Raw genomic sequence first — 12,588 nt, forward strand, 5'->3', positions numbered from 1 at the left:
GCCGCTGCCGTCGCCGAACTCGACGGACGCCCCGTGCGACAGCGACTGGATTCCGGCGGCGATCGCCGCCAGCTGGTCGGCCTGGTCGACGCTCAACTCCGGGGTGCGGCACAGCTTCAGCCCGTCCCGGGAGAGAACGAGCGCGTGCCGGGTACCCGGGGTCCTCTCCAGCAGGCCTTCCAGGAGCCAGGTGAGCTTGTCGTCGGCGGTGGTCGGGCCGGTCATGAAGTGGTGTCGCCTTCCGGGTGCACGTGCGGGTGAGTGGGGGTGGGGGAGGTGTGTTCGCCTGTGTCGGGGGCCGTGTGCTGCGGGGAGTCGGCCGTCTCGCTTTTCCGTACCGTGTGCTGCGGGGCGTCGGCCGTGCGGCTGTTCCGTGCCGTGTCCTGCGCGGCGGTCGTGGCCCGGGCGTCGGGAGCCGTGTCCCGTCCTCGGTGTGCCGGTGTGGACGGGTCCGCGTCGGTCTGCCGGGTGGTCGCGGTGGACGGCCGGACGGCCTGGCGGAAGCTGCTGAAGCGGGCCGCTCGGGCCTTGCCCTCGTCGGCGCCCGGTGCGGGGCGGGCAGCGGCTGCGCGGGGCGAACGGGCGCGTTCGGCCTCGGCGAGGGTACGGCCCCGGCGCCGCTTGGGCAGCCCGGCCGGGCCCTCCTCCGGTGCCGACGGGGCGGGCTCGTGGACCGGCGTGGCCTCCACGGCGCGCGCAGTCCTGGCCGGCGTCCCGGTCTCCGGGCGCGGGGCCGCGGCCGCCGGCTCGGCCGGGGCGGGGCTGGTGAGGATGTCCTGCGGGATGAGCATCAGCACGCCGGTACCGCCGCGTGCCGACGGCCGGAACGACACCTTGAGGCCGTACTTGTGGGCCAGCCGGCCGACCACGGCCAGCCCGAGCCGGGTACCGGTCAGGCCGCCCAGCCCCGACACGTCACCGGAGACCGCGCTCTCGGCGCGGCGCAGCTGCACCTCACCCATGACCAGGCCGCTGTCCTCGACGGACACGATGACCCCGGCCGGCACCTCCTCCACGTAGACGTGGACCTCGGCGGTCGGCGGGGAGAAGTTCGCGGCGTTGTCCAGGAGTTCGGCCAGCGCGTGCATCACGCCCTCGGCGGCGTGCCCGGCGACGGCGGCCTCGCTGACCGAGTGCACCCGGACCCGGCGGTAGCCGGCGATCCGGCCCATCGCGCCGCGCAGGATCGACTCCATGCCGATGGGCCGCGCCCACCTGCGGCCGGAACGCGCCCCGGTCAGCACGGCGATGGAGTCGGCGAGCCGGCCGGCCTGGGCGGTGCGGTGGTCGAGATGAAGAAGGTCGGCGAGGACGTCCTCGTCGGCGTGCCGGTCCTCCATCGCGCGCAGGTCGGCGAGCGTGGCCGTGGCCAGGGCCTGCATCCGCGCGGCGGCGTTGGAGGTCGCGGAGACGGCCGCGTCCCTTTCCCGCCGGGCCCGCTCCAACTCGCCCGCCAGCCGGGCGTTCTCCCGGCGCAGCCGGTCGGTCTCCCGTGCGCTCTCCTCCTCCAGCCGGGCGCGCTCGGCCGCGGACGACTCGGTGAACTCCGCGCGCTGCTGCGCGAGTTCGTCGATGAGCCGCTGCTGCTCCTGGCGCGCCTCGTCGGCCGTACGGGCCTGCTGCCGCAACAGCCGTCCGATGTCCTGGGTGACGTCCTCGAGCCTGCGCCGGACGTCGCGCCCGGCCCGCAGGGCGTGCGCGGCCGTGGCCGCCGCCGCGCTGAGCGCGACAGCACCCGCGCCCCCGCCCCAGGCGAGCGGGGCGCGTACCGAGTCCGGTGCCGCCGCCACGGCCGCGCAGACCACGAGCGCCGACAGGACACCGGTCACGGCGAGGGCGGAGACGAACGTACGCAGGGAAGGTCGGTCGCCGGGGTGGGTGGGCGCGGTCATCGGTCCGGACTGGTCCTCGCGGCAGAGACGGGCAGGTGAGGGCTGGCAACACACGTGTGGGTGGTGAGGTGTGACACTCGATGGTGAACTGGCGGTCACTATACGAGAGTTCGTGATCGAAAAAGAAAGGGTGTGCGCCCGTTCCGTGAATTGAACCGTCAACCGGGCAGAAAAGCCTGTCCTGGAGGACGGATCAAAGGGGACGAAGGTTGCCTCTCGGTACCCGATTCCCACCGTGGGTCTTCCCACCTATAAGGGATCTTGACGCCCGCATCCCGGCTGGCTGAACTGTCACCGACCGGGCCTCACCACCCCACAGGCCCGTACCGGGACAACGCCTCGCGCGGCCGGACAGCCCGGAGCGAGGCGAAGGAGGCGATCTGGGTGACGGGGGAACCGGAGGCGATGGGCTGCCGTGTCTCATGACCGCAGAAGGGCGCATCGAGCGCTTCCGCTCGCTGCTCGCGCGGCCGGCCCGGTTCACCGGACGCACGCTGCGGGCCGAGTGGCACGCCATCGTCGTCGACCCGGTGCGGCGGCTCGCGCGGCGCGGGCTGTCCGGACTGCCGCTGGCGTTCGTCGCCGCGTCCGGTGTCATCTTCTTCCATGGCATCGCCCAGTACCCGACCGGCGCGGTATGGGTACGACGGCTCGGTGGTGTCATGGCCGACCTGCCGCTGTGGCTGTCCCTGCTGCGCACCCCCGTGTCCCTGTACGTCCCCGCGCTGGACCTGCCCGTGTGGGCGGGTATCACCCAGCTCTTCCTCGCCTTCGCGCTCGCCGAACTGATCCTCGGCCGCGCCCGCACCCTGGTCATCGCCTACGCCACCACACTGGCCGGCACCCTCACCGCCCGCCTGATGATCACGCTGGGCCCCGGCTGGTGGGGGTTCGGACTGCCGCCCGAGGCCGGGCAGGTACTGGACACCGGGCCCTCCGCGGCCGTCGTGGGCCTGTTCACCTATCTCGCCGTCGTCAGGCGCGCCCCCGTCGTGTTCACGCTGACCGGCGGCTCGATGGTGTGGGAGTCCATCGCCGTGCCCAACCTGGCCGGCCGTGAGCACCTGATCGCCGTGGGCACGGCGATCCTCCTCGGGCTGCCACACGCCCGCGGGAAGCGGTGGCGTGCCGTCGTACGGTCCCTGCTGCCCACGCGCGGCACCGGGCGCACGTCGGCGCACTCCGGGCCGGCCCCCGCGCCCGCACGCACCGTCCCGGCCCCGGCGGCATCCGCCGACCGCCCCGGAAACAGCAAGCCCACGGTGCCGACCACTTCCGAGGAGCGCTAGCCCGACCTCTCCGGAAGAACCGGTGCGGTGCCTTTTCCGACCCGATCGGCACGGCGCGCCCCTGTGGCGCCGCCCACCCCGTCAATGTGATGGTTTTCGCACGTCGACCCCTGCGGGCAACCCCTAGGGTGTCCGCGAGGTACGGCAGGGCGTGGCTGACACCAGGGTGTTCGTCGCCGGCAGGCAGCTGAAGGGAATCCATATGTTCCGCAAGGTGCTGGTCGCCAACCGCGGAGAGATCGCGATCCGGGCATTCCGGGCGGGCTACGAACTAGGCGCGCGCACCGTCGCCGTGTTCCCGCACGAGGACCGCAACTCGCTGCACCGGCTCAAGGCAGATGAGGCGTACGAGATCGGAGAGCCGGGGCATCCGGTGCGGGCCTATCTCTCCGTGGAGGAGATCGTCGGCGCCGCCCGCCGGGCGGGGGCGGACGCCGTCTACCCGGGCTACGGCTTCCTGTCCGAGAACCCCGAGCTGGCCCGCGCCTGCGAGGAGGCGGGCATCACCTTCGTCGGCCCCAGCGCGCAGACGCTGGAGCTGACCGGCAACAAGGCCCGTGCGGTCGCCGCCGCCCGGGCGGCGGGCGTGCCCGTGCTCGGCTCGTCCCAGCCCTCCGGGGACGTGGACGAACTGGTGCGGGCCGCCGACGAGATCGGCTTCCCCGTCTTCGTCAAGGCGGTAGCGGGCGGCGGCGGTCGCGGCATGCGCCGCGTGGAGGACCCCGCCCAGCTCCGCGAGTCCATCGAGGCCGCCTCCCGCGAGGCCGCGTCCGCGTTCGGCGACCCGACCGTCTTCCTGGAGAAGGCCGTCGTGGACCCGCGCCACATCGAGGTGCAGATCCTCGCCGACGGCGAGGGCAACGTCATCCACCTCTTCGAACGGGACTGCTCGCTGCAGCGCCGCCACCAGAAGGTCATCGAGCTGGCGCCCGCGCCCAACCTGGATCCGGACCTGCGCGACCGCATCTGCGACGACGCCGTCCGCTTCGCCCGCGAGATCGGCTACCGCAACGCCGGCACGGTGGAGTTCCTGCTCGACCGCGACGGCAACCACGTGTTCATCGAGATGAACCCGCGCATCCAGGTCGAGCACACCGTGACCGAGGAGGTCACGGACGTCGACCTGGTGCAGGCCCAGCTCCGGATCGCCTCCGGCGAGACCCTGGCCGACCTCGGCCTGTCCCAGGACACGGTCACCCTGCGCGGTGCCGCCCTGCAGTGCCGCATCACCACCGAGGACCCCGCCAACGGCTTCCGCCCGGACACCGGCCGGATCAGCGCCTACCGCTCGCCGGGCGGCTCCGGCATCCGCCTCGACGGCGGCACCACCCACGCCGGTACGGAGATCAGCGCCCACTTCGACTCGATGCTGGTCAAGCTCACCTGCCGGGGCCGGGACTTCAAGGCCGCCATCGGCCGGGCCCGGCGCGCGGTCGCCGAGTTCCGCATCCGGGGTGTCGCCACCAACATCCCGTTCCTGCAGGCGGTCCTGGACGACCCGGACTTCCAGGCGGGCCGGATCACCACGTCCTTCATCGAGCAGCGCCCGCACCTGCTCACCGCCCGCTCCTCCGCGGACCGCGGCACCAAGCTGCTCACCTTCCTCGCCGACGTGACGGTGAACAAGCCGCACGGCGAACGGCCCGACCTGCTCGACCCGCTGACCAAGCTGCCCGCGCTGCCCGCGGGCGAGCCGCCCGCCGGATCGCGCCAACTCCTCGTGGAACTCGGTCCCGAGGGCTTCGCACGCCACCTGCGCCAGTCCCCGACGATCGGTGTCACGGACACCACCTTCCGCGACGCCCACCAGTCCCTGCTCGCCACCCGGGTGCGCACCAAGGACCTCCTCGCCGTCGCCCCGGTCGTCGCCCGCACCCTGCCGCAACTGCTCTCCCTGGAGTGCTGGGGCGGCGCCACCTACGACGTCGCACTGCGCTTCCTCGCCGAGGACCCGTGGGAGCGGCTGGCCGCCCTGCGCGAGGCCGTCCCCAACATCTGCCTCCAGATGCTGCTGCGCGGCCGCAACACCGTCGGCTACACCCCGTACCCGACCGAGGTGACCGACGCCTTCGTGCAGGAGGCCGCCGCCACCGGCATCGACATCTTCCGCATCTTCGACGCCCTCAACGACGTCGGCCAGATGCGGCCCGCCATCGAGGCCGTACGCGGGACCGGCACCGCGATCGCCGAGGTCGCCCTCTGCTACACCGCCGACCTCAACGACCCCGCCGAGCGGCTCTACACCCTCGACTACTACCTGCGGCTCGCCGAGCAGATCGTCGACGCCGGCGCCCATGTCCTCGCCATCAAGGACATGGCGGGCCTGCTGCGCGCCCCGGCCGCGGCCAAGCTGGTCTCGGCGCTGCGCCGCGAGTTCGACCTGCCGGTGCACCTGCACACGCACGACACCGCCGGCGGCCAGCTCGCCACCTACCTCGCCGCGATCCAGGCCGGCGCGGACGCGGTCGACGGGGCGGTGGCCTCCATGGCCGGTACGACCTCGCAGCCGTCGCTGTCGGCGATCGTCGCCGCCACCGACCACTCCGAGCGGCCCACCGGACTCGACCTCCAGGCCGTCGGCGACCTGGAGCCGTACTGGGAGGGCGTCCGCAGGATCTACGCCCCGTTCGAGGCCGGCCTCGCCTCCCCGACCGGCCGCGTCTACCACCACGAGATTCCCGGCGGCCAGCTGTCCAACCTGCGCACCCAGGCCGTCGCCCTCGGTCTCGGCGACCGCTTCGAGGACATCGAGGCGATGTACGCCGCCGCCGACCGCATCCTCGGCCGGCTGGTCAAGGTCACCCCGTCGTCCAAGGTGGTCGGCGACCTCGCCCTGCACCTGGTCGGTGCCGGTGTCTCCCCGGAGCACTTCGAGGAGACACCCGACAGGTTCGACATCCCCGACTCGGTCATCGGGTTCCTGCGCGGTGAGCTGGGCACCCCGCCCGGCGGCTGGCCGGAGCCCTTCCGGACCAAGGCGCTCCAGGGGCGCGCCGCGGCCAAGCCCGTCCCCGAGCTGTCCGCCGAGGACCGCGACGGGCTGGCCAAGGACCGGCGGGCCACCCTCAACCGGCTGCTGTTCCCCGCCCCGACGCGTGAGTTCGACACGCACCGGCAGGCCTTCGGCGACACCAGCGTGCTGGACAGCAAGGCGTTCTTCTACGGCCTGCGCCCCGGCAAGGAGTACGCCGTCGACCTGGAGCCGGGGGTCCGGCTGCTGATCGAGCTGCAGGCGATCGGCGAGGCCGACGAGCGCGGGATGCGCACCGTGATGTCGACGCTCAACGGCCAGCTCCGGCCGATTCAGGTACGTGACCGTGCGGCGGCCTCCGACATCCCGGCGACGGAGAAGGCCGACCGGTCCGACCCCGGCCATGTCGCGGCACCGTTCGCCGGTGTGGTGACGCTCGCCGTGGCCGAGGGCGACGAGGTGGCGGCGGGTGCCACGATCGCCACCATCGAGGCGATGAAGATGGAGGCCGCGATCACCGCACCGAAGGCGGGCCGGGTGTCCCGGCTGGCCATCAACCGGATCCAGCAGGTGGAGGGCGGTGACCTGCTGGTGGAGATCGCCTGAGACGACACGCCCGCCGCGGCCGGCAGGACCGGTCGCGGCGGGCGTGCGGCGCGGGCTGGAGGCGCCCCGGGGGCCGCCGCAGGCGGACGGCTCAGTCCCAGAGCGGGTAGGTCATCACCGGCTTGAAGCCCTCCGGGCGGGCGTCGGCGTACGTGAGGCTCATCCGGGTGAAGTGCTGCACCTGGGGATTTTTCTGCCACGCCTTCGGCAGGTCCAGGCGCACGGTCACCTGGTAGTAGCGGAACGTGCCCGCCGCGCAGTACGGCTTGCAGTCGTTGACCATGTTCACGCCCACGGCGGTCGCCATGTCCGGACCCCACTGCTTCCACTGGAGCCCGGACAGCCGGCTGTTGCCGTCACCGCAGGCGAGGATGAACTCGGTCGGGCGGATGTCGCGCTGCCACTGGCAGTCGACGAGCACGGGCGGCGGCGGGTCGACCTTCGGGGTCGTGGCCGCCGGGCTGGCCGACGCCGTGGTCATGGCGGCTGTGAGCAGGGCTCCCGCCGCCAGCGTGACCGCTGTCCGCACCACTGATCCGCGCATGGCCGCTCCTGCCCGTCGTGCTGTGTCGTACCGCACATCGACGCTACGACCGTCCGCCCAAATGCACCAATCAGGCAGGTCGCACCGCGTGTCAGCCGTGCGAGACCGTCAACCCGTAGAACGCGACCCGGGCACCGTTCGTCGTGCTGTCGGAGGAGGACTGATTGTAGGAGCCGGCCTTGAAGTACTGCTTGTAGGGCTTGAACGAGGACGGGATGGCGTAGTGGGTGGTCGTGCCGTTCACGGTCAGGTCGATGGTGTCACCGCCGGAGACGGCGATGGTGTAGCTCCAGGTCTTGCCGACCGACACATGCCCGACGGTGTGCGCGGTCTGGCCGCCGTCCGGCGAGTTCTCGGTGCCGAGGACGATGTCCCCGTTCGCGTGGTAGTAGAGCTCCAGCAGAGGCTTGGTGGAGGAGCCGCCGCTGCCGAGGTGGATCTGGCCGACGCACACGTTCTTGGTCACGGACACCACGCGCAGGGTCGCGCTCATGCGGTGGGAGCCGGTGAGTGGCCAGTCGGCGGCGGTGCCGTTGCGGTTCATCTCGCGCAGCTCGGAGCGGGCGTACTTCGAGTTCGGCGTGGTGACGCCCTTCTCGGGCGCCCAGAAGGTCATCGCACCGTCACGGGTGTCCGTGTAGAAGTAGGCGTCCTGGTGGCCGTTCGGACCCTGGAGTCGGGACGAGGGGATGGTGGTGGGCTTGCCGGGGGAGCCGACGGGCTCCTGGAGCTGCCACACCGACAGGTCGAAGTTGCCGCCGGGTGCGACATGCGGATCCGCCGCTTCCGCACCGCCGGTGCCGAGCACGGTGAGAGCGAGGGCGAGGCCCGTGGTGGTGGCCGCCGCGAGAAGCCGGGATCGGGTCATGTGGGGGGTCCCTTCGTCGGACCGGGATGCGTTCAGCATGATGAACGCTGAACGCATCCGTGGTCACCGATGACCCGAGAAGCTAAAGGTCTGAACCTGACACGTCAAGACCCGCCGACCAACCGCAGGGAGAGGCCCCGGTCCAGTGACCGGCTCGGCGTCGCGACGGTCGTGACGCGGGTGCCCGCGTCGTACGACCAGGCGGAGCCGGGGAGTGGGCGCCCGTCGAGGAGAACGCGCGCGGGCGCGGAGTCGCCGTGCACGGTGAACCGGTACGTCCGCGCGTCCACCTTGCCCGCGTAGTCGCCCTTGCTCGCGCCCACCGTCACGGTCGTCCCCTCGGCGTCGGCGCGCACCGACACCCGCTGGGTGGCCGCGGAACCCTTGGCGAAGTCACGCGTCACACCGTCGTCCTCGTACAGCGTGTAGTGGCTCGTGCCGTGGGCGGCCGGGTACAGGTCCCAGTCCAGCTCGTGCCGGTCGCGGGTCTGCCAGCTCGTCGTCCCCTTCGGCCACATGGGCACGATCGCACCCTCGCGCACGAACAGCGGGAGCGTGTCCAGCGGGGCGTGGTAGCCGTTCAGCGTGGTCGGACCACGGTAGGTGCGCCCCGTCCAGTAGTCGGTCCAGGTGCCCTTCGGGAGATAGATGCCGTCGCGGGTGTCGGAGTCCTGGTAGACCGGGGCGACGAGGAAGTCGCGGCCCGACAGGAACTCGTACGTGGCCTGCTCGCCGAGGGTGCCGGGGTCGTCGGGGTACTCCAGCCACAGCGGGCGCACCGCGCCCACGCCTGACTTCGCCGCCTCGGCGGACAGCGTGTACATGTACGGCAGCAGCCGCTCCTTCAGCTGCAGGTACCTGCGGTTGACGGAGGTGTACGGCTCGCCGTCCCGCCACGGCTGCTGGTCCGCGGGCTTGCCGGTGGTGATGTCGGACGCCCACCCGTCCATGGTCATGATGGTCGGCAGGAACACCTTCCACTGCAGGTCACGGGCGTACATCTCGGCGTCGTGGCGGTAGATGCTGCCCACGTCACCGGTGTTGTAGGCGATACCGGACATGGTCGCACCGGCGTAGGTCGGGATCTGCCAGCGGATGTAGTCCCAGGACAGCTTCTGGTCGCCGCTCCACAGGACCCCGCACCGCTGCGCACCCGCCCAGGACACCGGCAGCCACACGAAACCGCGCGCGTCGCTGTTGTCCTCGATGCCCTTCTTCGCGGCGTCGCAGGCGTCCAGCGCGAACTTGTAGCCGTTGCCGACCCAGGCCACGTCCAGCTTGGCCACCCGCTGGCCCGCCTCGACCTGGTCGGCCAGCTTGTCGATGCCGTCCTGGGTCCACAGGCCGAGCTGGGCGTGCTGGCCCTGGAGGCCCTCGGCGGTCTGCTCCAGGTTCTCGTACCCGCAGCCGTAGCCGTCGTTGACCAGCATCCAGCCGAGCGGCATCCGGTGCTCGGTGTACCCGTCGGCGATCTTCAGCGCGTCCAGGGTGTGCCGCTCACCCCGGTTGGCGTTGTGCAGGTAGCAGTCGGAGTCACCGGGCTCGAGACCGTAGACCGGCGGCATGAACGGCTTGCCCACCAATGCCGTGTACTTGCCGATCACTTGTTTCGCGTTCCCGAGGAAGTAGTAGGCGTCCAGGCGCCTTTCCTGCTGCCCGGTGGTGACCGGCCGGCCGAAGGTGTACACGCCCGGCGCGAAGGTGTTGCGGAAGACGCCGTAGCCCGCGCTGGAGAGATAGAACGGCTGGGAGTTGTTGTAGCCGCCCTCGTTCCAGTCGAAGCTGTTGGCGACGTACATCGTCCGCCCGCGGTGCGAGAAGCTGCCGTTCTGCTCACCGCCGCCGAAGAACTGCTCGTCCGCGCCCCGCGCCAGGCTCTGCCGCATGCCGCCGGTCGACCAGCGCAGCGGTCTGTCCTCCTGCCAGATCCGGGTGCGGTCGTCGGGCTTGTACAGGCCGAACCGCAGCGGCTGCTTGTACACGCGCAGGACGGCTTCGGGGGAGCGGATGCCGTAGTAGTCGCCCGCGTCGAAGGACGAGGTGTGGCGCTGGAGGGCGGGCTGCTCACGGACGATCGCCGTACCCGCCGGATCGCTCAGCGAGCCGGACGGATCGGCCTGGAGCCGCAGTCGGCCCCCCTCCAGGAAGTCGGCGCGGGCCGTGAGCCGCCCGGCCCCGATGGTGTAGCTTCCGGCACCGCCCGAGAAGGACGTGAGGTCACCGGCGTCCGTGGTCGCGGGAAGGTAGGCGGTGCCGGTGAAGGAGTTGTCGTGCACGTCGTACGGCACGACGAGCACGTGGTACGTGCCCGACGCCCGCGGGATCACCGTGGCCTCGGGGTCGGCGGTGCCCGCGCTGGACGCCACCTGCTTTCCGTGGTCGTCGTAGACGTACAGGTCGAAGTCGTCGGACGGCTTCTGCCACGTGATCGACAGCGGGACGCCGCCCTCGGGGTTGTCGTCCCAGTAGCCGTCCGGCACCGAGACGGACAGGTCGAAGCGGTCGCAGACCTTGTCGTCGGGGTCGGCGGCGGCATCCGGGCAGCTCTCGGTGCCGCCACCGGTGCCCTTGGCGTAGACCGGGCTCTGCCAGCCGACGCTGCTGTGAGCGGCGTCCAGTACGGCGCCGGTGGCGGTGGCGGCGGCCTCGGCGCGCACCGGGCCGGCCAGCACGGTGCCGACCAGGGCGGTCGCCAGCCCCAGCGGAACCCAGGCCCGCCACGGCACACGATGTCGGAGTCTTCGCACTGCGGAACAGCTCCCTTCGCACCCTTGCGGATGGACTGTCCTAGCTGAGAATGCTCGGAGACGCTCGAAATGAGCTTTGATCGAGCAACTTCACGCACGAAGCCTCAAGGGCGAAGCAGGTTCATGTCAATACCGCCGGTGGCCGCGCACCCCGCGTCCTGAGTCGCCACCGATGTCCGCATTCCGATGGCGGACCTTCCGTCGCCTGAGGCACCCTTGACAGCGTGCGTGCTGTTTCGCGAAGTTGATCCCTGTCCCACGGTTCGGGATCACGGCCGTCGATCGCGGAACGGGTACGCGCGGCGGGGATCGGCGGACACAGGAACCAATGGCAGGACGCGCCCGGCGCGTCATGGGGGGAGCGGTCGCCCATGCGATCCATGAGCCATCAGCCACACGCAGCACCGGCCTGTGCCGTCCGCGGCACACTGCTCGCCGAGCCGGCGGAAAGGCGGTCGAGCTGAGGTGCGGATCACCATCCACAGACCCGGCGAACTGACGTCCGAGCTGCGCGGAGCCTGGCACCGGGCGATGGATGAGTCGCCCGAGTACGCCAATCCCTTCCTGGCGCCGGAGTTCGCGATCGGCGTCGGCCGGTTCCGGCGCGGGGCCCGGGTGGCCGTGCTGCGCGAGGGGGGCGAGCCGGTCGGCTTCTTCCCCTACGAGCGGGGCCCGTTGGGCACCGGACGGGCCATCGGGCTCGGACTGTCCGACTGCCAGGCCCTCGTGCACCGGCCCGGGGTCACCTGGCACCCGGAGGACCTGCTGCGGGCCTGCGGGCTCAGCATCTTCGAGTTCGACCATCTCGTCCAGGAACAGCAGCCGTTCGCACCCCATGTCACCGGCACCTTCGCCTCACCGGTGATCGATGTGAAACCGGGCGACGGCGGCTACCCGGAGTGGCTGCGCGGCACGTATCCGGGGCTGGCGAAGACGACCCTGAAGAAGGAACGCCGGCTCGGCCGGGACGTCGGCGAGGTGCGGTTCGTCTTCGACGAGCGCGACCCGGAGATGCTGCGCACCCTCATGCGGTGGAAGTCCGCGCAGTACCGCAGGACGGGCCGCATGGACCGGTTCTCCCGGCCGTGGATCGTCGGCCTGGTCGAGCATCTGTTCCACGTCCGCGAGGAGCACTTCACCGGGGTGCTGTCCGTGCTGTACGCGGGCGACCGGCCGGTCGCGGCCCACTTCGGACCGCGGTCGAGCACGGTGCTGGCGGCCTGGTTCACCGCCTACGACCCCGAACTGCCCTCCTACTCGCCCGGGTTGATGATGCACCTGCGGACCGCAGAGGCGGCCGCCCGGCACGGGGTGACCCTCGTCGACCTCGGGCGCGGCGACAAGGAGTACAAGGACTGGCTGAAGACCCGCGAACTGCGGGTCGGGGAAGGCTTCGCCGACCGCCCGCATCCGGTGGCGCTGGCCCAGCGGCTGTGGCGCAGACCGGTGCGCGGCCTGCGGAACACGGTGCTGGCCCACCCGCGACTGCGCGACCCCGCCGACCGGCTGCTCAAGACCGTCGGCTCGGCGCGCACACGCGCCCAGGAGGCCGCCCGCACGCGTCGCAGCTGATCGCACCGAGGCCCGACCCGCCGGGCGGGCGGGCGCGAGAAGACACCACCCCGATCCTGCCCGGCCCGGCCGAGGCCCGGTCCGGCAGCGGCAGGCCGG

General features: G+C 71.8%; 8 protein-coding genes. 3 read left to right on the forward strand and 5 right to left on the reverse strand.

Annotated features, from left to right (window positions below):
* Positions 1-225, reverse strand: a 225-nt coding sequence (locus tag ACGFRF_RS21365) for a roadblock/LC7 domain-containing protein (protein WP_393742150.1), incomplete at its 3' end; no start/stop codon positions are given.
* A complete protein-coding gene (locus ACGFRF_RS21370; protein WP_393742152.1) occupies positions 222-1,892 on the reverse strand; it encodes an ATP-binding protein in 1,671 nt (556 codons plus the stop codon). The genes ACGFRF_RS21370 and ACGFRF_RS21365, both read right to left, overlap by 4 nt.
* A 422-nt stretch (positions 1,893-2,314) precedes the next feature.
* Here ACGFRF_RS21370 and ACGFRF_RS21375 point away from each other — a divergent pair, with 422 nt between their 5' ends.
* Positions 2,315-3,181, forward strand: coding sequence for a hypothetical protein (locus ACGFRF_RS21375; RefSeq protein ID WP_393742154.1), 867 nt, complete (start codon positions 2,315-2,317; stop codon positions 3,179-3,181).
* 202 nt (positions 3,182-3,383) lie between these two features.
* Complete coding sequence (locus tag ACGFRF_RS21380) at positions 3,384-6,758, forward strand: pyruvate carboxylase (RefSeq protein ID WP_393742672.1); 3,375 nt, start codon at positions 3,384-3,386, stop codon at positions 6,756-6,758.
* Positions 6,759-6,849: 91 nt separating this feature from the next.
* On the opposite strand, the gene ACGFRF_RS21385 is transcribed toward ACGFRF_RS21380, so the two are convergent.
* From ACGFRF_RS21385 to ACGFRF_RS21395, 3 genes are all read right to left on the reverse strand, one after another.
* Positions 6,850-7,302 (reverse strand): hypothetical protein, encoded by a 453-nt coding sequence (locus tag ACGFRF_RS21385; protein ID WP_393742155.1) that lies wholly within the window; start codon positions 7,300-7,302, stop codon positions 6,850-6,852.
* 91 nt (positions 7,303-7,393) lie between these two features.
* On the reverse strand, positions 7,394-8,170 hold the full coding sequence (locus ACGFRF_RS21390) for a polysaccharide lyase family 7 protein (protein ID WP_393742156.1): 777 nt from the start codon (positions 8,168-8,170) through the stop codon (positions 7,394-7,396).
* 104 nt (positions 8,171-8,274) lie between these two features.
* Complete coding sequence (locus ACGFRF_RS21395; protein WP_393742674.1) at positions 8,275-10,446, reverse strand: TIM-barrel domain-containing protein; 2,172 nt, start codon at positions 10,444-10,446, stop codon at positions 8,275-8,277.
* Positions 10,447-11,382: 936 nt separating this feature from the next.
* On the opposite strand from ACGFRF_RS21395, the gene ACGFRF_RS21400 reads away from it, so the two are divergent.
* Entirely contained in the window at positions 11,383-12,489 is a 1,107-nt protein-coding gene (locus ACGFRF_RS21400; protein ID WP_393742157.1) for a GNAT family N-acetyltransferase, read from the forward strand.
* Positions 12,490-12,588 lie beyond the last annotated feature (99 nt).

Origin of the sequence: Streptomyces sp. NPDC048521 (assembly GCF_043199855.1) — a bacterium.
Lineage (GTDB): Bacteria > Actinomycetota > Actinomycetes > Streptomycetales > Streptomycetaceae > Streptomyces.